Below are 22674 nucleotides of genomic sequence, written 5' to 3'. Positions count from 1 at the left end.
TGCCTAGGGGAGGGTAACGACAGTGGCGGCGTAGACGAGACCCGCCCCGAACCCGATGACGAGCGCGGTGTCGCCGCTCTTCGCCTCGCCGGTCGCCAGGAGCCGCTCCATAGCGAGCGGGATCGAGGCGGCCGAGGTGTTGCCGGTGGTGCGGATGTCACGGGCGACCGTGACGTGCTCCGGCAGTTTGAGAGTCTTCACCATCGAGTCGATGATCCGCACATTGGCCTGGTGCGGGATGAAGACGTCCAGGTCGTCCGCGCTGATCCCGGCCGCGTCCAGCGCCTGCTGAGCGACCTTCGCCATCTCGAACACGGCCCAGCGGAACACCGCCTGGCCCTCCTGCGTGATCGCCGGGAACTTGATGTTGCCCTGGCTGTCGACCGGCAGCCCGGACCTGTCGCCGAAGTGGAAACGGTCCCAGGGGATGGTCTGCTTGATGGTCTCCGACTTGTCGCCCTCGGAGCCCCAGACCGTCGGGCCGATCGCCGGCTCCTGCGAGGGGCCGACCACGACCGCGCCCGCGCCGTCGCCGAACAGGAAGGCGGTCGCCCGGTCCTCCAGGTCGGTGAGGTCGCTGAGCCGCTCCACGCCGATCACGAGCACGTACTCGGCGGAACCCTCCACCACCATGCCCTTGGCGAGCGTCAGGCCGTAGCCGAAGCCCGCGCAGCCGGCGGAGATGTCGAAGGCGGCCGCCTTGTTCGTGCCGAGCTTGTCGGCGATCTCGGTGGCGACGGCGGGGGTCTGGCTGAAGTGCGAGACGGTCGAGACGACCACGGCGCCGATCTGCTCGGCGGAGATACCCGCATCGGCGATCGCCTTGCCGGAGGCCTCGATCGACATCGCGGCCACGGTCTCGTCCGGGCCCGCCCAGTGCCGGGTCTCGATGCCCGAGCGCGACCGGATCCACTCGTCGGAGGAGTCGATCGTCTCGAGGATCACCTCGTTCGGCACCACGCGGGTCGGGCGGTAGCCGCCGACACCGAGGATGCGCGCGTACGGGGCACCCTTGCTGGGCTTGATCTTCGACATCGCAGTGGGCTCCTAACTCAGCTGTGCTCGGCGATGAGCTCGCGGGCCGCGTCGAGGTCGTCGGGGGTCTTCAGGGCCAGCGTCTTCACGCCGGGCAGGGCGCGCTTGGCGAGGCCGGTCAGGGTGCCGCCGGGGCACACCTCCAGGAGGGCGGTGACGCCGAGCTCCTTGAAGGTCTCCATGCACAGGTCCCAGCGGACCGGGTTGGCGACCTGGCCGACCAGGCGCTCCACGATCTCGGCGCCGGACGCGACGCTCTGCCCGTCCCTGTTCGAGACGTAGGTGAACTTCGGGTCGAGCGGCGCGAGTTCCTTGGCCGCCTCGGCCAGCTTCTCGACGGCCGGGCCCATGTGGTGCGTGTGGAAGGCGCCGGCGACCTTGAGGGCGACGACCTTGCGGACGCCCTCGGGCTTGTCCTCGTTGAGTGCCGCGAGCTGCTCCAGGGTGCCCGCCGCGACGATCTGGCCCGCGCCGTTGATGTTCGCCGGGGTCAGACCGAGCTTCTCCAGGTGCGCGACGGAGACCTCCGGGTCGCCGCCGAGCAGCGCCGACATGCCGGTCTCGGTGATCGCGGCGGCCTCGGCCATCGCGAGCCCGCGCCTGCGCACCAGGGTCAGCGCGGCGGTGTCGTCCAGGACGCCCGCGAAGGCGGCGGCGGTGATCTCACCGACGCTGTGCCCGGCGACCGCACCCGGGGCGATGTTCGCCATGTCACCGAGTGCCGCACCGGAGACGAGTCCGGCGGCGACGAGCAGCGGCTGGGCGATCGCGGTGTCCCGGATCTCGTCCGCGTCGGCGTCCGTGCCGTAGTGCACCAGGTCGAGACCGATGGCGTCCGACCAGGCACGCAGACGGCCCTCGACACCGGGAAGGTCGAGCCAGGGGGTCAGGAAGCCAGGGGTCTGGGCGCCCTGGCCGGGAGCGACGAGTACGAGCACTCTCACACTCTCTCTTGGGGACGGCCACGGCCGCCCGTGGGGACAGGGACGAAGAACACGAGGGGGTTTTGTGGACCCTCGACAAAATCCTATGGCTGGAGATCTCCATCGACCAGACGCCCCAGGATCAGCGCGATCCGCAGTGTGAAGGCGGATCGTACATCGGACGGCGACCATCCGGTGACGTCAGTCACACGTCGAAGCCGGTAGCGCACGGTGTTCGGGTGAACGAAGAGCATCCGGGCCGCGCCTTCCAGGCTGCTCGCCTGTTCCAGATAGACGCTCAGCGTTTCCAGCAGCGCCGAACCGGCTTCTTCCAGTGGTCTGTAGATCTCCTCCACCAACTGCTCGCGCGCGCCCGGATCGCCCGCGATGGCGCGCTCCGGAAGGAGATCGTCCGCCAGCACCGGCCGCGGCGCGTCCTGCCAGGCGGAACAGGCCTTGAGCCCCGCGGCGGCGGCCTGCGCGGACCGCGTGGCGGCCAGCAGATCCGGCACCACCGGCCCCGCGACGACCGGTCCCGCGGCGTACGGCCCGATCAGCGACTTGGCCACGGCCAGCGGATTGTCGTTGCCGCCCGCGATGACGACGAGCCGGTCCCCGAGCACCCCGGTGAGCACCTGGAGCTTGGCGTGCCGGGAGGCCCGCCGGATCGCCTCGACGGTCAGCTCGCTGTCCCCCTCGGGCGCGGTCCCGAGCACCACGCACACATGGTCGGGCGAGTTCCACCCCAGGGCCGCGGCCCTGCTCACCGCCCCTTCGTCGGCCTCTCCGCTGAGCACGGCATTGACCACCAGCGACTCCAGCCGGGCGTCCCAGGCACCGCGTGCCTCGGCGGCCTGGGCGTACACCTGGGCGGTGGCGAAGGCGATCTCCCGGGCGTACACGAGCAGCGCCTCGCGCAGCACGCCCTCGTCGCCCGGCGCCGCGACCTCGTCGATCGCGCTCTCCATGACCTCGATGGTGGTGCGCACCATCTCCACGGTCTGCCGCAGGGTGATCGCCCGGGTCAGCTCCCGGGGCGCGGTCCCGAACACGTCCGTCGAGATCGCCTGCGGGGCGTCCGGGTGCCGGAACCACTCGGTGAAGGCCGCGATACCCGCCTGGGCTACGAGCCCGATCCAGGAGCGGTTCTCCGGGGGCATGGCCCGGTACCACGACAGGGTCTCGTCCATCCGTGCGATGGCCTGGGCGGCGAGACTGCCGGACGACTTCTCCAGCCGCTTCAGGGTCGCGGAGTGCGGGTGGGCCTGACGAGCCGAGGGGTCGGACTTGCGCATTACGGGTTCGGGCACGGGGACAAGACTGCCTTATCCGGACGGGAGCGTGCGCCGCCGGGTGCCGACTGCGGTCTACCGTGGTTCCGTGATGGACGTACGGCGCGCGGCGCAGCGCTACCCGGGAGGCGACCCGGCGACCGGGATCGAGTCGTCGCACGCCTTCTCCTTCGGCCCGCACTACGACCCCGACAACCTGCGCTTCGGGGCGGTCATCGCCTGCAACGAGGAGCGCCTGGCACCGGGCGCCGGCTTCGACGAGCATCCGCACAGCCACACCGAGATCGTGACGTGGGTGGTCGAGGGCGAGCTCACGCACCGCGACTCGGCGGGCAACGAGACGGTGGTCCGGCACGGGGACGTACAGCGCCTGAGCTCGGCGGGGGGCGTGCGCCACGTGGAGCGCAACGACGGGGAGCTGCCCCTCACCTTCGTCCAGATGTGGCTGGCCCCGGTACGCCCCGGCGGCGAACCGTCGTACGAGATCGTCCGCGGCATCGCCGACTCGACCCCGTACGCGGTCCCGGAGGCCGCCGCGATGCTGCACGTCCGCCGCCTGACGGCGGGGGAGCGGACGGCGGTGCCGGACGGGGCGTACGTGTACGTCCACGTGGTGCGGGGGGAAGTGCGGGTCGGCGGGGAGGCGTTGGGGCCGGGGGACTCCGTACGGATCACCGGCGCGAAGGACTTGGAGGCGTCGGGGATCACGAATGTGGAGCTGCTGATGTGGGAGATGGCGGGGTAGCCGTAGCTCGTTGTTCGGCCGCGGCCCGGTGGGGGCTGATCGCGCAGTTCCCCGCGCCCCTTACGGGGCACGTCGTAGCTGCGGGCAGTCGTGCCGCTGGGGCGGCACGGGTGGGCGCAGCGGCACCCCGCCAACGCGGGCGAGTGCCCCCCCCGCCCCGGCCCCCCTCAGCCGCGCAGCTCCGCCAGGACCGTGTTCGTGAACGCCGGCCACGCCTCGACCGCCCAGGGGCCGAACGCCCTGTCCGTCAGCGCGACACACGCCAGCCCCGCCTCCGGGTCCACCCACAGGAACGTGCCGGCCTGCCCGAAGTGCCCGAACGTCCGCGGCGAGGACGAGGAACCCGTCCAGTGCGGAGCCTTGCCGTCCCGGATCTCGAAGCCCAGCCCCCAGTCGTTCGGGTTCTGGTGCCCGTACCCCGGCAGCACCCCCTTCGTCCCCGGGTACTGGACGGTCAGCGTCGCCTCCGCCACCGTCCGGGGATCCAGCAGCCTCGGCGCCTGCAGCTCCGCCGCGAAACGCAGTAGGTCCGCCACCGACGACACGCCGTCCTTCGCCGGCGAGCCCTCCAGCGCCGTCGACGTCATGCCCAGCGGCTCCAGCACCGCCTGGCGGGCGTACTCGGCGAACGGCATCTCCGTCGCCTTGGCGACATGGTCCCCGAGCACCTCGAACCCGGCGTTGGAGTACAGCCGCCGCTCCCCGGGCGGCGCCGTCACCCGGTGCTCGTCGAAGGCCAGCCCCGAGGTGTGCGCGAGCAGATGCCGTACGGTCGCCCCCTCCGGCCCCGCCGGTTCGTCGAGTTCGACCGCCCCCTCCTCGTACGCGACGAGCACCGCGTACGCCGCGAGCGGCTTGGTGACGGAGGCCAGCGGGAAGCGGTGCCCGACCGGCCCGTGCGCGCCGAGGACCGTCCCGTCGGTGCGTACGGCACCCGCCGCGGCGGTGGGGACGGGCCAGTTCTCGATAGACGCGAGGCTGTTCAAGGACATGCCCACGACCCTAAGCGGCTCAGAGCCGCAGGGTCATCGTGGGGTCCGGCTTGTGGACGAAGCCGAGCGCGGCGTAGAGGGGCTCGGCCTCGGCGGACGCCGTCAGCATCACCTGGCCCGCACCCCGCTCACGGAACCACGCCAGCAGCTCCTCCATGCACGCGCGCGCGTACCCGCGCCGCCGGGCGTCCGGGTCGGTGGCCACGCTGAAGACGTACCCGGAGCGGCCGTGCGGGTTGTGCGCCTTCCCGATCCGGTAGTCGACGGTCCCGGCGGCCAGCGCGGCCAGCGTCCCCGGCCGGTCCGGATGGTCGACGACGAACGCGGCGAAGTCCCCGTCCGGCTCGCCCAGCCTCCGCGCCAGCTCCGGCCGCGCCTGGGCGTGCCATGCTGTGGAGCCGTCCCCACCGGGCAGCGCGTCGATCATCACCTGGCGCAGACGCAGCACTTCCGTCGCGTCCTCGGCCGTGGCACGGCGTACGAGACTCATGCCCCGCACGCTAGCCACCGCCCACCCTGCCCGTCGCGCGTATTTCTTACTGGGTTCCGCTTGCTTCGAGTGCACTCGAAGGTCATAGCGTTGGCGCATGACGGTGATGCAGACCACGACCGCGGCCCCCACCGAGCAGCCCGACCGCACACCCGCCGACGTCTGTTCCGCCCCACCCCGGCGGCATCCGCGTCCGGAGGGCCAGGACCGCTACACGATCAGTGAGGTCGTCGCCTTCACCGGCCTGACGGCCCACACCCTGCGCTGGTACGAGCGGATCGGCCTGATGTCCCACATCGACCGCTCCCACACCGGCCAGCGCCGCTACAGCAACCGCGACCTGGACTGGCTGGACTTCGTGACCAAGCTCCGCCTGACGGGCATGCCGGTGGCGGACATGGTGCGCTACGCGGAACTGGTGCGGGAGGGCGAGACGACGTACCCCGAGCGCCGCGAGCTGCTGGAGCAGACGAGGAGAGACGTCGTGTCGAGGATCGCCGAGCTGCATGACACCTTGTCGGTCCTGGACCGGAAGATCAGTTTCTATGAGACAGGCGGCAGCTGAGGCGCCCGTTGTCTTCAGGGGCGGGGGGCTGTGTCTGATGTGCGGCTGCCGCCGCGAGGGCGCGACCAGCCCCCACCGGCCGGCAGCCGAACAACCAGCCTCACAACTCGGCCAACAACTCCGCCTTCTTCGCGGCGAACTCCTCATCGGTGACCAGCCCCGCCCGATGCAGCTCTCCCAGATGGCGAATCCGCTCGGCGATGTCGGCGGGATCCCGCCGACCCGCCGGCGCCGGCACCGCAGCGGCCCCCTTGGCCCGGACCGCCTCCAGGACCGCCGCCGCGAACGGCAGCGACTCGTGCACCGGGCCGTACCCCAGCCCGAACACCACGGTCGCCGGATCCTGGTCCGCCGGGACCGTCGGCTTCGCCCCCGCGAGGTCCCTCCGCAGCAGTCGCAGATGCCCCTCGAAGACCTCCGGCGACCGCCACTCCACCCCCGACAGGTCGGCGATCGCGAAGCTCTGGTCGCCGGCCTTCCACTTCGCCGTGGAGGCGCCCGTCCACGACCACCGGAAGTGCACGGCGCTGCCGTCGAAGGTCGCCTTCCCGTCGTAGGCCTTGAACTGCCGGGGACCCTCGGGCGCAGCGACGAGAAACCTTTCCGCCGGGCCGGACGCGGTGAGCAGCGGGCGCAGTTCGTCGGCGTAGTACTCGGCGAGGGTCGCCCGCTCGGCCGGGAGCACCAGGCGGTACGGGTCGCTGCCGTCCTTCAGTTGCCCGGCCGCCGCATCGAGGAGCGGATCGGCACCGGGGCGCGGTTCGGCCCTCAGCACGACCGTGCCCCGCTTCCCCGGCGTGAGCGTCACGCCCTCCAGCGCGGCGAGCGGCACCCGGCGTTCACCCAGACTCTGGAACAGCTTGGGTGTTCGAATCCCCCGTTCGTAGCGGATGAGCACGGAGTCGGACTCGAACTCCCAGGCGGCATGAAATCCGGCCAGTACGTCACCCATGCGGCTCATCGTATGCGGCACGTGCTTCCCAGTCCCATCCCCGCGCATACCGCACTTCCTGCTGTCTCTACGCGCGTCCGGCCATCAACGTGCCGGACAAACCCGCCCGGCACCCGTCATCGTCGTGGGCGCAGGTCACCGCGCCGTATGCGCCGACCCCGACGTCCGCGAGGTTGCGCAGGCTGTCCGTGCCCGGCTCGAAGTAACCGGCGTGTCCCTGGGCGTCGTGCGCCGACAGCACCCGGGCGCCGAAGGCGGAGGAGACGGGGTCGGCGCCGTGGCCGAGTCCGCCGAGTTCCAGATAGGGGACGTCCTGGATCCAGTCGGAGGCGTCCCGCATCGCCCACACCCGGGCCGAGGTGCCCAGGTGGGAGGCGTTCTCGACGCGCATCCCGGGGCTCGCGGCCACCGCTATGTCGGCCACCCGGCCCGGCATGGCGTGCGCGGCCACCCCGCAGACCACCGAGCCGTAGCTGTGGCAGAACATCGACACCGGCGCGTCGCCGGGCAGCGCGCGCAGCAGCGCGTTGAGGCGTACGGCGCCCTGCTCGGCGGCCATCCCGGTCGCCGCGCCCACGCCGAGGCCGTCGGGCGCGGTGTAGTCGGCCCAGGCGATGACCGCCGTGCGGGTCGTGGGGCTCGCCGTGCGCTCCGCCTTGTACAGCGCCCTGGCCATGCCGACCGGCGCGGTGTACTGGCGGTACGTCTTCTGGAAGGTCAGCAGGTCGGTGTCGACGCCGGGGACGACGACCGAGATCCGCTCGACCCTGTCGAGGTCGCCGAACACCTCCGCGACCCGGCCGCTGCCGTCCGGATCGAAGGCGAGGATCTGGCGGCCCTTGGTCAGCAGCGCCTCGTAGCGGTGCATACGACGGCCCGCGTCCTGTTGCCCGGCCGCGCTGAGCCGTGGGTCGTGCATGCGTTTCTTCTCGACGGCGCGCTGCTGGGCGAGGGCCATGTCGTTGGCGCGGTAGCGCAGTTCGACCGGCGCGCCGTTCATGTTGCCCACGGCGAGCGGGTAGCGGTGCGCGAGCCGGTCGCGCTCCTGCGCGGTGAGCGACGCGAAGAACCGGGTGAGGAGCGCGGGCGACGCCTCCGGGTCCGGCAGGTGCAGGCCGTGCACGCTGCCGTGCTCCCACTTGGCGAGGGAGGCCTGCAGCGCGGTGGTCTCGCGGTGTGCGCGCAGGGCGGTCCAGCCGGTGGTCGCGAGCATCACGAACACGACGGCCAGGGCAAGCAGCATGCGCCAGACGTTGAGGGGCGGGGAGGTGTCGAAGGAAGTCACTGGGAGGACACACTAGGAGAACGAAGGGGTCTCGCGGTAACGGAGTGACAGTTATCACGTTTCGGCAAACGTGAGGCCGCTCTCAGGCCCGTGTGGACGGAGATACGGACGGGTTCAGCCCGCGCGCCAGTTCCCGGCGAGTGCCGGTCCCACCTGATCGAGGTACGACGCGGTGAGTTCCCGCATCGCCGCGACGCTGAAGTCCTCGCCGACCGACCAGTGCCGCTCGGTGACCCGGATGACCGCGCCGAACACGGCGACCACGAGCCGGGGCCGGGGGTCGGTGTCCGGGTCGAGGCCCTCGCGCTCGGCGACGATCCGCGCGATCTCCTCCTCCGTCTCCGCCTGCCGCCGCAGATGGGCGGCGAACAGGGCCGGAGTCGCCTCGATCATCTTGTACGTGCGCAGGAACAGCTCGACCGGGACGTATCGCTCGATGGCCTCCTCGATGGTGTCCCAGCTGTCCATGACGGACCGGCGCAGCGCCTCCAGCGGGGTCTCCTCGGGCGGGCGCCGGCGCACCGCCTCGACGTAGTGCGCCTCGGTGAGCCGCGGCACGAAGAAGGCCACGTCCTCCTTGCTGGCGAAGTAGCGGAAGAAGGTGCGCTGCGAGACGTCGACGGACTCGGCGATCTCGTCGACGGTGGTGTGCTCGTAGCCCCGGGTCGCGAACAGTTCGAGCGCGGAGCGCAGCAGCGCGTCCCGGGTGCGTTGCTTCTTGCGTTCGCGCAGCGTTTCCATGCCTGACAGTTACTGACTAGTGAATTTGTTTGTCAACTGTCAGTGGCTGTCACTAGCCTCGCACACATGACTAGTCAGACCACGATCGACACGACGGGGTCGGGAGACAGGGCGCCGGCAGCACTGCCGGAACAGCCGCCGGCCACCGGCCTGCGCGGCCACCCCTGGCTCACCCTGATAACCGTCGCCGTCGGGGTCATGATGGTCGCCCTCGACGGCACCATCGTGGCCATCGCCAACCCCGCGATCCAGAAGGACCTCGGCGCCACCTTCGCCCAGGTGCAGTGGATCACCAACGGCTACTTCCTGTCCCTCGCGGTCTCCCTGATCACCGCGGGCAAGCTCGGCGACCGCTTCGGCCACCGGCAGACCTTCCTGATCGGCGTCGTCGGCTTCGCCGCCGCCTCCGGGGCCATCGGCCTCTCCGACAGCATCGGCCTGGTCGTCACCTTCCGCGTCTTCCAGGGCCTGTTCGGCGCGCTGCTGATGCCGGCCGCGCTCGGCCTGCTGCGGGCCACCTTCCCGGCCGAGAAGCTCAACATGGCGATCGGCATCTGGGGCATGGTCATCGGCGCCTCCACCGCGGGCGGCCCGATCCTCGGCGGTGTGCTGGTGCAGCACGTCAGCTGGCAGTCGGTGTTCTTCATCAACGTGCCGGTCGGCCTGATCGCCCTCGCCCTCGGCGTGCTGATCCTGCGCGACCACCGCGCCGACAACGCCCCCCGCTCCTTCGACCTGCCCGGCATCGGCCTGCTCTCCGGTGCGATGTTCTGCCTGGTCTGGGCGCTCATCAAGGCGCCGAGCTGGGGCTGGGGCGACGGCAAGACCTGGACGTTCATCGCCGCATCCGTCCTCGGCTTCGCCCTCTTCTCCTTCTGGGAGACGAAGGTCAAGGAGCCGCTCATCCCGTTGGGCCTGTTCCGCTCCGTCCCGCTCTCGGCGGGCGTGGTGCTCATGGTCCTGATGGCCATCGCCTTCATGGGCGGCCTGTTCTTCGTGACGTTCTACCTCCAGAACGTGCACGGCATGGACCCGGTCGACGCCGGTCTCCACCTCCTCCCGCTCACCGGGATGATGATCGTCGGCTCTCCGTTGGCCGGCGCCGCGATCACCAAGCTCGGTCCGCGCATCCCGCTGGCCGGCGGCATGGCGGCGACCGCGATCGCCATGTACGGCATGTCCACGCTGAAGGCGGACACCGGCAGCGCGCTCATGTCCCTCTGGTTCGCCCTGCTCGGCCTCGGCCTCGCGCCGGTCATGGTCGGCGCCACGGAGGTCATCGTCGGCAACGCCCCGATGGAGCTCTCCGGGGTCGCCGGCGGTCTCCAGCAGGCCGCGATGCAGATCGGCGGCAGTCTCGGTACGGCCGTCCTCGGCGCCGTGATGGCCTCCAAGGTCGACGGCGACCTGGCGGGCAACTGGGCCGACGCGGGGCTGCCGAAGCTGACCGACGCGCAGCTGGCGCAGGCCTCGGAAGCCGTCCAGGTCGGTGTCGCGCCGGTCGCCAAGGGCACGCCCGCGGAGATCGCCGCGAAGATCACCGACGTCGCCCACGACACGTTCATCTCCGGCATGAGCCTCGCCTCGCTCGTCGCGGCGGGTGTGGCGGCGGTGGCGATCCTGGTCGCGCTGCTCACCAAGCGCGGCGAGAACGCGGAGGGCGGTGCGGGCGTCGGCCACATCTGATGCCGATTCAGGCGGAGTTCACCTATCAGGGTGACTCCGCTAAAGATTCCTCGCCCTCGGCACGCGCCGCAGGTCACAGTGGGTGACGTCCTCCGCAGGGCATATCCGGGGGGCTTGTCCGGGCTGCGGCGCGCTGCTGGAGGGGGGCAGCGCGCCCGCCTGGGGCGGTGGGGCCGAAGGCCGGGCTTGGGCCGTGTCGTTCGGCTGCGGGCCGGTGGGGGCTGGTCGCGCAGTTTCCCGCGCCTCTTACGGGGCCCTGCAGTCGCGTCAGCTTCCTAGCTGCGGGCAGTCGTACCGCTGGGGCGGCACGGGTGGGCGCAGCGGCACCCGGCCAGCGCCGGTGAGCGTACCCCGCCCCCCGCTGCCACCCCGTCCCGCAGGGCAGCGACCTCGACCCGCAGCGCCCGTACCTCCTCCGTCAGCACCCCGATCATCTCCGTCTGCCGCCGCTCCTCCACGTCGTCCTTCTCGAACCGTGCGATGAACCACGTCGCGATGTTCGCCGTCACCACACCCAGCAGGGCGATCCCGGAGAGCATCAGGCCCACCGCGATCATCCGGCCCAGCCCCGTCGTCGGCGCGTGGTCCCCGTACCCCACCGTCGTCATCGTCGTGAACGACCACCACAGCGCGTCACCCAGTGTCCGGATGTTCCCGTTCGGCGAGTCGCGTTCCACCGACAGCACGGCCAGCGAACCGAACATCAGCAGCCCGACCACCGCGCCCACGACATACGTCGTCAGCCGGATCTGCGAGGCCATCCGCGCCCGCCGCCCCACCAGCATCAGCGTCGCGACGAGCCGCAGCAGCCGCAGCGGCTGGAGTATCGGCAGCACCACCGCGCACAGGTCTATCCAGTGCGTCCGCACGAACTCCCGGCGGCGGGGCGCGAGAGCCAGCCGTATGAGGTAGTCCACGGCGAAGGAACCCCACACCACCCACTCCGCCACCGTGCACACGGAGGTGAGGACGTGCCCCGCCGAACGGTCCACGATCGGCAGGGCGTAGGCGACGGCGAAGGCCACCGCGAGTGCCAGCAACGGCCGTTGAGTGAGCTGCTCCCAACGAGCCTGCGCGGACTGTTCCTTCATGTGGGCATCGTAGGCATCTCCCGCGCCCCGAAGGGGCGCGGGACTGCGTCGATCTGCGGCTCCGCCGCGTGGGCGCGACCGGCCCCCACCGGGCCCGCAGCTCCCCACCGCCTGCCCCGGCCGAAGCCGAGCGCAGCGGTTACGCGTCGCCGCCCGCCACGCCCGGGTGCGCCGCTGTGACGTCCAGCAGCTGGTACCGGTCGATGGCCTGCTTGAGCACCGAGCGGTCGAGCTTGCCCTCACGGGCCAGTTCGGTCAGCACCGCGACCACGATCGACTGTGCGTCGATGTGGAAGAAGCGCCGCGCCGCGCCCCGCGTGTCGGCGAAGCCGAACCCGTCGGCGCCCAGCGACTGGTACGTGCCCGGCACCCAGCGCGCGATCTGGTCCGGCACCGAGCGCATCCAGTCGGACACCGCCACGAACGGACCCTCGGCGCCGCTCAGCTTCTGCGTCACCCACGGCGTCCGCTGCTCCTCCTCCGGATGCAGCAGGTTGTGCTGCTCGCAGGCCACGGCCTCGCGCCGCAGCTCGTTCCAGGAGGTGGCGGACCAGACGTCGGCCTTGACGTTCCAGTCCGCGGCGAGGATCTTCTGGGCCTCGATCGCCCAGGGGACCGCCACGCCCGACGCCATGATCTGCGCGGCGACCGTGCCCGCCGTGCCCGCGCTGATCCGGTGGACGCCCTTGAGGATGCCCTCGACGTCCACGTCGGCCGGCTCGGCCGGGTGCTGGATCGGCTCGTTGTAGACGGTCAGGTAGTAGAAGACGTCCTCGCCGTGCGGGTGCTCCGCGTCGCCGCCGTACATGCGGCGCAGGCCGTCCTGGACGATGTGCGCGATCTCGTACGAGTACGCCGGGTCGTAGGCGACGCAGGCGGGGTTCGTCGAGGCCAGCAGCTGGGAGTGGCCGTCCGCGTGCTGGAGGCCCTCGCCGGTCAGGGTCGTACGGCCGGCGGTCGCGCCCAGGACGAAACCGCGCGACAGCTGGTCGGCCATCTGCCAGAACTGGTCGCCGGTGCGCTGGAAGCCGAACATCGAGTAGAAGACGTAGACCGGGATGAGCGGCTCGCCGTGCGTGGCGTAGGCGGAGCCGGCCGCGATGAGCGAGGCCGTGCAGCCCGCCTCCGAGATGCCGTCGTGCAGCATCTGGCCGGTCGGGGACTCCTTGTAGGCGAGGAGGAGGTCGCGGTCGACGGCCTCGTACTGCTGGCCGAGCGGGTTGTAGATCTTCGCGCTCGGGAAGAAGGAGTCCATGCCGAAGGTGCGGTACTCGTCCGGCGCGATCAGCACGAAGCGACGGCCGAGCTCCTTGTCCCGCATGAGGTCCTTCAGCAGTCGTACGAACGCCATCGTCGTGGCGATCGACTGCTGACCGGTGCCCTTCTTCACGGTCGCGTACGTCTTGTCGTCCGGCAGCGCGAGCGGCTTGGAGCGTACGACGCGGGTCGGGACGTAACCGCCGAGGCCCTTGCGGCGGTCGTGCATGTACTGGATCTCCTCCGAGTTCCGGCCCGGGTGGTAGTACGGCGGCAGGCCGGACTCCAGCTCCTTGTCGGAGATCGGCAGGTGCAGGCGGTCCCGGAAGCCCTTGAGGTCGGCGACCGTCAGCTTCTTCATCTGGTGCGTGGCGTTGCGGCCCTCGAAGTTCGGGCCCAGCGTCCAGCCCTTGATCGTCTTGGCCAGGATGACCGTCGGCTGGCCCCGGTGCTCGGTGGCCGCCTTGAACGCCGCGTAGATCTTGCGGTGGTCGTGGCCGCCGCGGCCCAGGTGCAGGATCTGGTCGTCGGTCATGTGCTCGACCATGGCGCGCAGCCGCTGGTCGTCGCCGAAGAAGTGGTCGCGGATGTACGCGCCGGACTCGGTGGCGTAGGTCTGGAACTGACCGTCGGGGGTCGTGTTCATCCTGTTGACCAGGACGCCGTCGCGGTCCTGGGCGAGCAGCGGGTCCCAGGTGCGGTCCCAGACCAGCTTGATCACGTTCCAGCCGGCGCCCCGGAAGACGGACTCCAGCTCCTGGATGATCTTGCCGTTGCCGCGCACCGGGCCGTCGAGCCGCTGGAGGTTGCAGTTGACGACGAAGGTCAGGTTGTCCAGGCCCTCGCGGGCGGCGATGGACAGCTGGCCGAGCGACTCCGGCTCGTCCATCTCGCCGTCGCCGAGGAACGCCCAGACGTGCGACTTGGAGGTGTCGGCGATCCCGCGCGCGTGCATGTAGCGGTTCATCCGCGCCTGGTAGATCGCGCCGATCGGGCCGAGCCCCATCGACACCGTCGGAAACTCCCAGAAGTCCGGCATCGAGCGCGGGTGCGGGTAGCTGGAGAGGCCGTCCGGGTATTTCGACTTCTCCTGGCGGAAGCCGTCCAGCTGGGCCTCGCTGAGCCGGTCGAGCAGGAACGCGCGCGCGTAGATGCCGGGGGAGGCGTGGCCCTGGAAGAAGACCTGGTCGCCGCCGTGGCCGTCGTCCTTGCCGTGGAAGAAGTGGTTGAAGCCGACGTCGTAGAGGGACGCCGAGGACGCGAAGGTGGCGATGTGGCCGCCGACGCCGATGCCCGGGCGCTGGGCGCGGGAGACCATCACCGCGGCGTTCCAGCGGGTCGCGTTCAGGACCTTGCGCTCGATCTCCTCGTTGCCCGGGAAGAACGGCTCGGCCCGGGTCGGGATCGTGTTGACGTAGTCCGTGCTGCGCATCTCGGGCACCGCCACGCGCCGCTCGCGGGCGCGCTCGATCAGGCGGAGCATCAGATAGCGGGCCCGTTCCCGGCCGCGCTCGTCCACCGCGGCGTCGAGCGAGTCGAGCCACTCCTGGGTTTCCTCGGGATCGAAGTCAGGAACCTGACTCGGAAGGCCGCCAATGATGATCGGGTTGCGATCGGATCCGGAAGCCACGCTGTTCCTTACCTGTCAGAGGGCCACTGATTCCCTGTTTTTTTTCCGCTTTTCTCTGTTTTCCTGCGTTTGGCCTGCACCGCTGTCCATCGTCCACCCCGGGGCAGCGCACGTCATCTCTACCGTGAGGTAACTCGCGACCGGCCAAAACGCAACGATACGCCCGGGGTGTGACGCGCTTGGCAAACTCGTTCGACGCCCGCATGTGAAGATGATTGCGATAGGTACATAGCGGGCAAAAGGGAGTGGTGTGTGTCACAGGCGTCCGCGATACGGTGCCGGGAGTTGCGGCGACACGGTCGGGATCGTCACCGTTTCGGCGGTCTGAACGGCCGGGTACTTGCGCGATCCGTCCCGCCCGTGTGGACTACGGCCAATGCTTCGCGCACGCGCGTGGCTGAGTTCATCACCAAGACATGATCAGGAGGCAACCCGTGAGCGCGACCGCGGACCACGCGGAGGAGCGGACCACCCCTGCCGTCAGGCTGGGGTTCCAGCCAGACCAGGTGGTCCAGGAGATCGGCTTCGACGACGACGTCGACCAGGAGCTCCGCGAGTCCATCGAAGAGACCATCGGCAGCGAGCTGATGGACGAGGACTACGACGACGTGGCCGACGCCGTGGTGCTCTGGTTCCGCGAGGATGACGGCGACCTGACGGACGCGCTGGTCGACGCCCTCAGCTACCTCGAAGAGGGTGGCGCGATCCTGCTGCTGACACCGAAGACCGGCCGCGACGGCTACATCGAGCCGAGCGACATCGGTGACGCGGTGACCACCGCCGGCCTCTCGCAGACCAAGAGCGTCAGCGTGGGCAAGGACTGGAACGGCAGCCGGCTGAACACGCCGAAGGGCGCCGCCAAGAAGCGCTGAGCCCCCCTGTCGACCGAGCCTCGCCGGCGGACGGACCTGCCCGGGTCCGTCCGCCGGTCCGTCGTGATCGCCGCATAGGGTGTTCTCACCCGAACAGCCCCTGACGATGGGATGCAGGACGATGGCGATCCAGGTCGGCGACAAGGCCCCCGACTTCGAGCTCAAGGACAACCACGGCCGGACCGTGAAGCTGTCCGACTTCCGCGGCGAGAAGAACGTGGTGCTGCTCTTCTACCCGTTCGCCTTCACGGGGGTGTGCACCGGCGAGCTGTGCGAGCTGCGCGACAACCTGCCGAAGTTCGAGGGCCGCGACACCCGGCTGCTGGCCGTCTCCAACGACTCCATCCACACCCTGCGCGTCTTCGCCGAGCAGGAGGGCCTGGAGTACCCGCTGCTGAGCGACTTCTGGCCGCACGGCGAGACCTCGCGCGCCTACGGCGTCTTCGACGAGGCCAAGGGCTGCGCCGTCCGCGGCACCTTCGTCATCGACAAGGAGGGCGTCGTGCGGTGGACCGTGGTCAACGGACTGCCCGACGCCCGGGACCTGAACGAGTACGTGACGGCGCTCGACGCCCTGTAACCCCCGCCTTCGCGTCCCCTAGGGGGAGATCCGGCCGACACCCCGTGATTCTTCGGGGTCCAGGGCCTGCGTGCGGCGGGAACCCGTCACTAGGATCGAGTCGTTGATCCGGTATCCGAAGCACGACGGGGGCATCCCGCCCCTGGACCACACATGGGAGGACCCGTGGGAGTCAGCCTCAGCAAGGGCGGCAACGTATCGCTGACGAAGGAGGCCCCCGGCCTGACCGCGGTCCTCGTCGGTCTGGGCTGGGACGTCCGGACCACCACCGGCACCGACTTCGACCTGGACGCCAGCGCACTGCTGCTGAACACGGCGGGCAAGGTCGCCAGCGACCAGAACTTCGTCTTCTTCAACAACCTCAAGAGCCCCGAGGGCTCGGTGGAGCACACCGGCGACAACCTCACCGGTGAGGGCGAGGGCGACGACGAGGTGATCAAGGTCAACCTGGCCACGGTCCCCGCCGACGTCGACAAGATCGTGTTCCCGGTGTCGATCTACGACGCCGACAACCGCCAGCAGTCCTTCGGCCAGGTCCGCAACGCGTTCATCCGCGTGGTCAACCAGGCCGGCGGCGCCGAGATCGCCCGCTACGACCTGTCCGAGGACGCCTCGACCGAGACCGCGATGGTCTTCGGCGAGCTGTACCGCAACGGCGCGGAGTGGAAGTTCCGCGCCATCGGCCAGGGCTACGCCTCCGGCCTGCGCGGCATCGCCCAGGACTTCGGCGTCAACGTCTGAGCCGTGCGAACGCCCCGGGGCGTTCGAAAGTCCGCACTGTCCGGCGTCGCACCGTTTACGGTCGGCGCCGGACGCGCAGGACAACCGGAGAAACACCGCTAGGGGAGGACCAGCACATGGGCGTCACGCTCGCCAAGGGGGGCAATGTCTCCCTCTCGAAGGCCGCACCGAACCTCACCAACGTCATGATCGGACTCGGCTGGGACGCCCGCTCCACCACCGGCGCCCCCTTCGACCTGGACGCCAGCGCACTGCTGTGCCAGGGCGGCCGGGTCCTCGGCGACGACTTTTTCGTCTTCTACAACCAGCTCAAGAGCCCGGAGGGCTCCGTGGAGCACACCGGTGACAACCTCACCGGTGAGGGTGAGGGCGACGACGAATCGATTCTGGTCGACCTGCCCAAGGTGCCGGCCACCTGCGACAAGATCGTGTTCCCGGTCTCGATCCACATGGCCGACGAGCGCGGCCAGACCTTCGGCCAGGTCTCCAACGCCTTCATCCGGGTCGTCAACCAGGCCGACGGCCAGGAGCTCGCCCGCTACGACCTGTCCGAGGACGCCTCCACCGAGACCGCCATGATCTTCGGCGAGCTCTACCGCTACCAGAACGAGTGGAAGTTCCGGGCCGTCGGCCAGGGCTACGCCTCCGGGCTGCGCGGCATCGCGCTCGACTTCGGCGTGAACGTCTCGTAGGCGCTTCACAGCCGGATGTGGGGGCCGCCCGGGCCGCAGGGCGCCGACGCCCTCTACACTTCGTGGTCAACAGTAGGTAAAGCCGGGTACGGCGCGAGCGAGACCGTACACACACGATTGGGTAGCCAGTGCTTCTGAAAACCTTCGGCTGGTCGTTCGCGATCACCGCGCTCGGCCTGGTCGCCGCGGTCTTCTACGGAGGCTGGGAGGCCTTCGGCATCGTGGCCATCCTCGCCGTCCTCGAAATCTCCCTGTCGTTCGACAACGCGGTCGTCAACGCCGGAATCCTGAAGAAGATGAACGCCTTCTGGCAGAAGATCTTCCTCACGGTGGGCGTGCTCATCGCGGTCTTCGGCATGCGGCTGGTCTTCCCCGTCGTCATCGTCGCGGTCACCGCCAAGATGGGCCCCATCGAGGCCGTCGACCTCGCGCTCAACAACAAGGACCGCTACCAGGAACTGGTCACCGACGCCCACCCGGCGATCGCCGCCTTCGGCGGCATGTTCCTGCTGATGATCTTCCTCGACTTCATCTTCGAGGACCGGGACATCCAGTGGCTGCGCTGGATCGAGCGCCCGCTGGCCAAGCTCGGCAAGGTCGACATGCTGGCGGTCTGCATCGCCCTGATCGTCCTGCTCATCACCTCCTTCACCTTCGCCACCCACGCCCACCAGCACGGCGGCGGCCACGTCGACAAGGCACAGACGGTCCTGATCGCCGGCATCGCCGGCCTGATCACGTACATGATCGTCGGTGGCCTCTCCGGCTTCTTCGAGGACCGGCTGGAGGCCGAGGAGGAGCGCGAGCACGAGGAGGAGGAAGAGGCCGAGCGTTCCGGCAAGCAGAAGTCGCCGGTCCTGCTGGCCGGCCAGGCCGCGTTCTTCATGTTCCTCTACCTGGAGGTCCTGGACGCGTCGTTCTCCTTCGACGGCGTGATCGGCGCCTTCGCCATCACCAACGACATCGTCCTCATGGCCCTCGGCCTCGGCATCGGCGCGATGTACGTCCGCTCGCTCACCGTGTACCTGGTCCGGCAGGGCACCCTGGACGACTACGTCTACCTGGAGCACGGCGCCCACTACGCGATCGGCGCGCTGGCCGTGATCCTCATGGTCACCATCCAGTACCAGATCAACGAGGTCATCACCGGCCTGGTCGGCGTCGTTCTGATCGGCTGGTCGTTCTGGTCCTCCGTCCGCCGCAACCAGCGGCTGGAGGCGGCCGAGGGAAAAGCGGGATCGGACGAGAAGGCTGAAGTCTCGTCCGGAGTCTGACCGACCGAAAAGAAGGGTGTGACACCCTTCTGCACGAGGAACGCTCTGTTCAGGGCGGCCGACCCGGTCGGCCGCCCTGAAGCGTTGACCGGAGTCTGTGGGGGCGGGAATGGGTTTCTTCGACGGACTGCTGGGCGGGCGAGCGGCCGAGTTCGACTCGGGCAGCGCCGCGTCCAACTCCATCGAGCTCACCAGGCGGCACCAGCAGGTGTCCCTCACCAAGCAGGGCGCGGCCACCGGCAACCTGCGGGTCAACCTCACCTGGCGGATGCGCACGTCCGACTTCGACGGCGAACAGCGCACGAGTCTGCTGCGGCACCCCTTCAAGGCGCTCAAGCCACCGGAGGTGATGGGACACGGGCAGAGCATGGTCAACGTCGACCTCGACCTCGGTGCGCTGTACGAGCTGGCCGACGGGACGAAGGGGGTCGTCCAGCCGCTCGGCGGCCTGCTCGGGGACGTGAACGCACCGCCGTACGTCAAGCTCAGCGGCGACGACCGGTTCGGGTCGGCGTCCGGCGAGACGATGTACGTCAACCTCGACCACCGGGACGACATCAAGCGGCTGCTGGTGTTCGTGTACATCTACGACCAGACGCCGGCGTTCGACCGCACCCACGCGATCGTCACGCTGTACCCGAGCAACGGGCCGCGCATCGAGATAGGCCTCGACGAACGGCACCCGCAGGCCCGGTCCTGTGCGGTCGTGATGATCGAGAACGTGAAGGGCGAGCTGGTCGTCCGGCGTGAGGTGAAGTTCGTGTACGGGTTCCAGGGGGAGCTGGACCGGCTGTACGGGTGGGGGTTGCAGTGGGGGCGGGGCTACAAGACGAAGGTGGAGAAGTAGTTCGCCCCTGAGAACATCCGGCTAGCGTCCGATGAACTGCGGCCCCTGCGGCGGCAGCCTGAAGTCCGAGTTCGGGATCGTCGCCACCGGGATCGGGGCCGGCGGGGGGTAGCCGTAGCCCGACTGCTGGGGCTGTTGCTGGGTGTACGCGGGCTGGGGGTAGCCGTACGCCGGCTGGGTGGGTACCGATGTCGGCTGCTCGGGAGGGAGCGGCATGGACGCCGACGGCTCCTCCATCGGCTCCGACTCGTCCACCGAGATGCCGAAGTCCGTGGCCAGGCCCTTGAGGCCGTTGCTGTAGCCCTCGCCCAGCGCGCGGAACTTCCAGCCCTCGCCCCTGCGGTACAGCTCGCCGCAGATCAGGGCCGTCTCGGCGCCGGTCTCCGGCTTGATGTCGAAATGGGCCAGGGCCTCGGCGTCGGGCGATGCGGCGTCGTACAGCAGGATGCGCAGGGCGGGTACGTGTTCGAACGGGATGCCGTCCGCCGATGCGACCAGGAGGATTCGGCCGACGTTGGGCTCGACACCGGGGAGATCTGTCTGGATCGTGTCGGTGAGGCCCTCGGCCACCCGCTTCTTGCCGAGCCGCCAGACCTTCCCGGAGGGGTGCCGGGGCTGGTTGTAGAAGACAAAGTCCTCGTCGGAGCGCACACGTCCGTCGGGGCCGAGGAGCAGCGCCGAGGCGTCGACGTCCGGAACCCCCTGCCCGGGCGTCCAGCGCAGCACGGCCCGGACCGTGGTGGCTTCCACGGGGACGTTCGACCCCTTCAGCATCGCGTGCGTCATGCGGTCATCCTGCCCTCTCGGTCCTGGTCACGACAACGCGGGGGGCCTCGCGACCGACACAGGCGGGTTACCTGAAATTCATGCCCTGCGGGAACCCTCGACATGGCTTTGTACGTACTATTACCGGCCACCCTTTACCAATTTCACAGGCTCGGCCCACGCCACGGGGGAGTTCTATGCGTCATTTCGGGCACATCGCACCTGAGGTGCGGCAGCGCCTCTTCCATCAGGAGCCGTGCGAGTTCACCGCCGACTCCCCGGCCCGCGTGCTCTCCGCGGCCCTGGGTGCCACGCTGTACAGCCCGGCCACCCGGCCGCGGCTCGCCGACGACATCGTCAAACAGGCGGGGCTCGGCGTGGTCTCGATGGTGCTGTGCCTGGAGGACTCCATCGGCGACGAGGACGTGGAGGCCGGCGAGGAGAACCTCGTGAGGCAGTTCGCCGACCTGGCCGAGCGGGAGCGGGCGGGCGTGGAGCTGCCGCTGCTGTTCATCCGGGTGCGGGAGCCCGAGCAGATCCCCGACCTGGTGCGACGGCTGGGCGCGAGCGTGTCGCTGCTGTCCGGATTCGTGTTCCCGAAGTTCACCGAGGAGCGCGGCATCCCCTTCCTGCAGGCCCTGGACGGCGCCACGCTGCGCAGCGGCCGCCGGCTGTTCGGCATGCCCGTGCTGGAGACTCCCGAGCTGATGTACCGGGAGACGCGCGTGGACGCCCTGGAGGGCATCGCCCGCGCCGTCGACAAGTACCGCGACAAGGTGCTGGCGCTGCGCCTCGGGGTCACCGACTTCTGCTCGTCCTACGGGCTGCGCCGGGCCCCCGACATGACCGCCTACGACGTGCAGATCATCGCCTCCGTCATCGCCGACGTGGTGAACATGCTGGGCCGGGCCGACGGCACCGGGTTCACGGTGACCGGTCCGGTGTGGGAGTACTTCCGGGTCCCCGAGCGCATGTTCAAGCCGATGCTGCGGACCAGCCCCTTCCTGGAGGAGCAGGCCGTGGAACTGCGCAACCGGCTCATCGAGCACGCCATGGACGGCCTGCTGAGAGAGATCTCCCTCGACCAGGCCAACGGGCTGCTCGGCAAGACCTGCATCCACCCGTCCCACGTCATCCCCGTGCACGCGCTGTCCGTCGTCAGTCACGAGGAGTTCTCCGACGCCCAGGACATCCTGCGGCCGGAACGGGGCGGCGGGGGTGTACTTCGCTCGGCCTACACGAACAAGATGAACGAGGTGAAGCCGCACCGCGCCTGGGCCGAGCGGACCATGCTCCGCGCCGAGGTGTTCGGCGTGGCCAACGAGGACGTCGGCTTCGTGGAGCTGCTCGCCGCCGGGATACCGGGTTGACGGGCGCGACGGGACGACACAGGGATCGTATGAACATCGCAGCGAACAACGGGGTCTGGTCCGGCAGCTGGGTCGCCGAGCGGCTCGGCGTCGAACTCGTGGGCGACGACGGTCTGACGGCCCTCCTCGGCCTCGCCCTGCGCCGCAACCCCAGACGGGCCCACCTCCTGGTCTCCAACGTACTCGGCAAGCACGTACCGCAGTCGCCGGCGGTGGTGTACGGGCACGGCTTCGCCCTCGGCCGACGGGTGCGGGACCTGCTCGGTGAGGAGGAGGCCGGGCGGGCTGTCGTTCTGGGGTACGCCGAGACGGCCACGGGCCTCGGGCACTCGGTGGCGGACGGGGTCGGCCTCGCCCCCTACCTCCACTCCACCCGCCGCCCGGTCCCCGGGGTGACCCCGGCCGGCGGCTTCGAGGAGTCCCACTCCCACGCCACGTCCCACCTGCTGCTCCCCGAGGACCCGGCCCTGCTCGCCGGCGACGGCCCCCTGGTCCTGGTCGACGACGAGTTCTCCACGGGCAACACGGTCCTGAACACGATCAGGGACCTGCATGCCCGCTATCCGCGGAAGCGGTACGTCGTGGTGGCCCTGGTGGACATGCGGTCACCGGAGGACGCGGGGCGCTTGGTGGATTTTGCCGGTGAGATCGGCGCCAGGGTGGACCTGGTGGCTGCGGCGTCGGGGACGGTGAAGCTGCCCGAGGGCGTCCTGGAAAAGGGCCAGGAGCTGGTGGCGCGGTACGAGGAGAGTGCCACGACAGGTGATGGGCCGGGTACGGGTGCGTCGGGGCCGTTCGCGCAGTTCCCCGCGCCCCTGGGGGGTCCAGGGCAACCCCCTCAAGGGGCTG

Annotated in this window: 22 protein-coding genes; 11 read left to right on the top strand and 11 right to left on the bottom strand. The window is 69.9% G+C overall.

Translation table 11 applies throughout. The annotated features are described in order from the left end of the window. Positions 1-3: 3 nt before the first annotated feature. The 3 genes from ACFWPQ_RS47245 to ACFWPQ_RS47235 all read right to left on the bottom strand — a co-directional run bounded on the left by ACFWPQ_RS47245 (position 4) and on the right by ACFWPQ_RS47235 (position 3268). Entirely contained in the window at positions 4-1035 is a 1032-nt protein-coding gene (locus ACFWPQ_RS47245) for a ketoacyl-ACP synthase III (RefSeq protein WP_384050061.1), read from the bottom strand. A 17-nt stretch (positions 1036-1052) separates the two neighbouring features. After that, the gene (locus tag ACFWPQ_RS47240; RefSeq protein WP_384050058.1) at positions 1053-1973 is read right to left on the bottom strand and encodes an ACP S-malonyltransferase; all 921 of its coding nucleotides are present in this window, start codon (positions 1971-1973) and stop codon (positions 1053-1055) included. A gap of 89 nt (positions 1974-2062) precedes the next feature. Further along, positions 2063-3268 (bottom strand): PucR family transcriptional regulator, encoded by a 1206-nt coding sequence (locus ACFWPQ_RS47235; protein ID WP_384050055.1) that lies wholly within the window; start codon positions 3266-3268, stop codon positions 2063-2065. A 73-nt stretch (positions 3269-3341) separates the two neighbouring features. Between ACFWPQ_RS47235 and ACFWPQ_RS47230 the strand changes: the two genes are divergently transcribed. Then, positions 3342-3995 carry a pirin family protein gene (locus tag ACFWPQ_RS47230; protein WP_384050106.1) on the top strand — a complete coding sequence of 218 codons (654 nt, stop codon included), beginning with the start codon at positions 3342-3344 and terminating at the stop codon, positions 3993-3995. 167 nt (positions 3996-4162) lie between these two features. Here ACFWPQ_RS47230 and ACFWPQ_RS47225 read toward each other — a convergent pair whose 3' ends face one another. Continuing rightward, positions 4163-4987 carry a serine hydrolase domain-containing protein gene (locus ACFWPQ_RS47225; RefSeq protein WP_384050052.1) on the bottom strand — a complete coding sequence of 275 codons (825 nt, stop codon included), beginning with the start codon at positions 4985-4987 and terminating at the stop codon, positions 4163-4165. A 19-nt stretch (positions 4988-5006) separates the two neighbouring features. After that, positions 5007-5477: a GNAT family N-acetyltransferase gene (locus tag ACFWPQ_RS47220; RefSeq protein WP_384050049.1), complete on the bottom strand. Its 471-nt coding sequence runs from the start codon at positions 5475-5477 to the stop codon at positions 5007-5009. Between the two features lie 97 nt (positions 5478-5574). On the opposite strand from ACFWPQ_RS47220, the gene ACFWPQ_RS47215 reads away from it, so the two are divergent. Then, the gene (locus ACFWPQ_RS47215; RefSeq protein ID WP_361296177.1) at positions 5575-6042 is read left to right on the top strand and encodes a MerR family transcriptional regulator; all 468 of its coding nucleotides are present in this window, start codon (positions 5575-5577) and stop codon (positions 6040-6042) included. Between the two features lie 100 nt (positions 6043-6142). Here the strand turns inward: ACFWPQ_RS47215 and ACFWPQ_RS47210 are convergent, their stop codons facing one another. The 3 genes from ACFWPQ_RS47210 to ACFWPQ_RS47200 form a co-directional block, all read right to left on the bottom strand. Then, positions 6143-6994, bottom strand: a complete 852-nt coding sequence (locus tag ACFWPQ_RS47210; protein ID WP_384050044.1) for a DUF4429 domain-containing protein — start codon at positions 6992-6994, stop codon at positions 6143-6145. Positions 6995-7061: 67 nt separating this feature from the next. Then, positions 7062-8279 (bottom strand): alpha/beta hydrolase, encoded by a 1218-nt coding sequence (locus ACFWPQ_RS47205; RefSeq protein ID WP_384050041.1) that lies wholly within the window; start codon positions 8277-8279, stop codon positions 7062-7064. 114 nt (positions 8280-8393) lie between these two features. Beyond that, positions 8394-9020 (bottom strand): TetR family transcriptional regulator, encoded by a 627-nt coding sequence (locus tag ACFWPQ_RS47200; RefSeq protein ID WP_384050038.1) that lies wholly within the window; start codon positions 9018-9020, stop codon positions 8394-8396. A gap of 66 nt (positions 9021-9086) precedes the next feature. On the opposite strand from ACFWPQ_RS47200, the gene ACFWPQ_RS47195 reads away from it, so the two are divergent. After that, entirely contained in the window at positions 9087-10706 is a 1620-nt protein-coding gene (locus ACFWPQ_RS47195) for an MFS transporter (protein ID WP_384050035.1), read from the top strand. A gap of 275 nt (positions 10707-10981) precedes the next feature. Here the strand turns inward: ACFWPQ_RS47195 and ACFWPQ_RS47190 are convergent, their stop codons facing one another. Both ACFWPQ_RS47190 and aceE read right to left on the bottom strand, forming a co-directional pair. Next, positions 10982-11797 carry a potassium channel family protein gene (locus ACFWPQ_RS47190; RefSeq protein WP_384050031.1) on the bottom strand — a complete coding sequence of 272 codons (816 nt, stop codon included), beginning with the start codon at positions 11795-11797 and terminating at the stop codon, positions 10982-10984. 139 nt (positions 11798-11936) lie between these two features. Further along, positions 11937-14684 (bottom strand): pyruvate dehydrogenase (acetyl-transferring), homodimeric type, encoded by a 2748-nt coding sequence (aceE, locus tag ACFWPQ_RS47185; protein WP_384050028.1) that lies wholly within the window; start codon positions 14682-14684, stop codon positions 11937-11939. Between the two features lie 434 nt (positions 14685-15118). Between aceE and ACFWPQ_RS47180 the strand changes: the two genes are divergently transcribed. The 6 genes from ACFWPQ_RS47180 to ACFWPQ_RS47155 all read left to right on the top strand — a co-directional run bounded on the left by ACFWPQ_RS47180 (position 15119) and on the right by ACFWPQ_RS47155 (position 19690). Beyond that, on the top strand, positions 15119-15556 hold the full coding sequence (locus ACFWPQ_RS47180) for a DUF3052 domain-containing protein (protein WP_361296156.1): 438 nt from the start codon (positions 15119-15121) through the stop codon (positions 15554-15556). A gap of 121 nt (positions 15557-15677) precedes the next feature. Beyond that, the gene (locus tag ACFWPQ_RS47175; protein ID WP_384050024.1) at positions 15678-16136 is read left to right on the top strand and encodes a peroxiredoxin; all 459 of its coding nucleotides are present in this window, start codon (positions 15678-15680) and stop codon (positions 16134-16136) included. Between the two features lie 165 nt (positions 16137-16301). Continuing rightward, positions 16302-16877 (top strand): TerD family protein, encoded by a 576-nt coding sequence (locus ACFWPQ_RS47170; RefSeq protein ID WP_361296150.1) that lies wholly within the window; start codon positions 16302-16304, stop codon positions 16875-16877. Between the two features lie 116 nt (positions 16878-16993). Further along, positions 16994-17569 carry a TerD family protein gene (locus tag ACFWPQ_RS47165; RefSeq protein WP_383707875.1) on the top strand — a complete coding sequence of 192 codons (576 nt, stop codon included), beginning with the start codon at positions 16994-16996 and terminating at the stop codon, positions 17567-17569. Between the two features lie 128 nt (positions 17570-17697). Beyond that, positions 17698-18843, top strand: coding sequence for a DUF475 domain-containing protein (locus ACFWPQ_RS47160; RefSeq protein ID WP_384050021.1), 1146 nt, complete (start codon positions 17698-17700; stop codon positions 18841-18843). Between the two features lie 109 nt (positions 18844-18952). Beyond that, positions 18953-19690 (top strand): Tellurium resistance, encoded by a 738-nt coding sequence (locus tag ACFWPQ_RS47155; protein ID WP_384050018.1) that lies wholly within the window; start codon positions 18953-18955, stop codon positions 19688-19690. Between the two features lie 21 nt (positions 19691-19711). Here the strand turns inward: ACFWPQ_RS47155 and ACFWPQ_RS47150 are convergent, their stop codons facing one another. Further along, complete coding sequence (locus ACFWPQ_RS47150) at positions 19712-20476, bottom strand: TerD family protein (RefSeq protein ID WP_384050015.1); 765 nt, start codon at positions 20474-20476, stop codon at positions 19712-19714. 176 nt (positions 20477-20652) lie between these two features. Between ACFWPQ_RS47150 and ACFWPQ_RS47145 the strand changes: the two genes are divergently transcribed. Next, positions 20653-21825, top strand: a complete 1173-nt coding sequence (locus ACFWPQ_RS47145; protein WP_361296135.1) for an HpcH/HpaI aldolase/citrate lyase family protein — start codon at positions 20653-20655, stop codon at positions 21823-21825. Positions 21826-21854: 29 nt separating this feature from the next. Beyond that, positions 21855-22674, top strand: an 820-nt coding sequence (locus ACFWPQ_RS47140; protein WP_384050012.1) for a phosphoribosyltransferase domain-containing protein, incomplete at its 3' end; no start/stop codon positions are given.

Source organism: Streptomyces sp. NPDC058464 (genome assembly GCF_042721035.1).
Taxonomy (GTDB): domain Bacteria; phylum Actinomycetota; class Actinomycetes; order Streptomycetales; family Streptomycetaceae; genus Streptomyces.
Note: the sequence above shows the minus strand (reverse complement) of the source record. Positions and strands in the feature narration are given on the sequence as shown.

What these genes read in the sequence shown, in the direction of transcription:
- ACFWPQ_RS47245 (WP_384050061.1), bottom strand. Translation starts at nt 1,035, where the DNA reads ATGTCGAAGATCAAGCCCAGCAAGGGTGCCCCGTACGCGCGCATCCTC.
- ACFWPQ_RS47230 (WP_384050106.1), top strand. Translation starts at nt 3,342, where the DNA reads ATGGACGTACGGCGCGCGGCGCAGCGCTACCCGGGAGGCGACCCGGCG.
- ACFWPQ_RS47225 (WP_384050052.1), bottom strand. Translation starts at nt 4,987, where the DNA reads ATGTCCTTGAACAGCCTCGCGTCTATCGAGAACTGGCCCGTCCCCACC.
- ACFWPQ_RS47220 (WP_384050049.1), bottom strand. Translation starts at nt 5,477, where the DNA reads ATGAGTCTCGTACGCCGTGCCACGGCCGAGGACGCGACGGAAGTGCTG.
- ACFWPQ_RS47215 (WP_361296177.1), top strand. Translation starts at nt 5,575, where the DNA reads ATGACGGTGATGCAGACCACGACCGCGGCCCCCACCGAGCAGCCCGAC.
- ACFWPQ_RS47210 (WP_384050044.1), bottom strand. Translation starts at nt 6,994, where the DNA reads ATGGGTGACGTACTGGCCGGATTTCATGCCGCCTGGGAGTTCGAGTCC.
- ACFWPQ_RS47200 (WP_384050038.1), bottom strand. Translation starts at nt 9,020, where the DNA reads ATGGAAACGCTGCGCGAACGCAAGAAGCAACGCACCCGGGACGCGCTG.
- ACFWPQ_RS47195 (WP_384050035.1), top strand. Translation starts at nt 9,087, where the DNA reads ATGACTAGTCAGACCACGATCGACACGACGGGGTCGGGAGACAGGGCG.
- ACFWPQ_RS47190 (WP_384050031.1), bottom strand. Translation starts at nt 11,797, where the DNA reads ATGAAGGAACAGTCCGCGCAGGCTCGTTGGGAGCAGCTCACTCAACGG.
- ACFWPQ_RS47175 (WP_384050024.1), top strand. Translation starts at nt 15,678, where the DNA reads ATGGCGATCCAGGTCGGCGACAAGGCCCCCGACTTCGAGCTCAAGGAC.
- ACFWPQ_RS47165 (WP_383707875.1), top strand. Translation starts at nt 16,994, where the DNA reads ATGGGCGTCACGCTCGCCAAGGGGGGCAATGTCTCCCTCTCGAAGGCC.
- ACFWPQ_RS47155 (WP_384050018.1), top strand. Translation starts at nt 18,953, where the DNA reads ATGGGTTTCTTCGACGGACTGCTGGGCGGGCGAGCGGCCGAGTTCGAC.
- ACFWPQ_RS47150 (WP_384050015.1), bottom strand. Translation starts at nt 20,476, where the DNA reads ATGACGCACGCGATGCTGAAGGGGTCGAACGTCCCCGTGGAAGCCACC.
- ACFWPQ_RS47145 (WP_361296135.1), top strand. Translation starts at nt 20,653, where the DNA reads ATGCGTCATTTCGGGCACATCGCACCTGAGGTGCGGCAGCGCCTCTTC.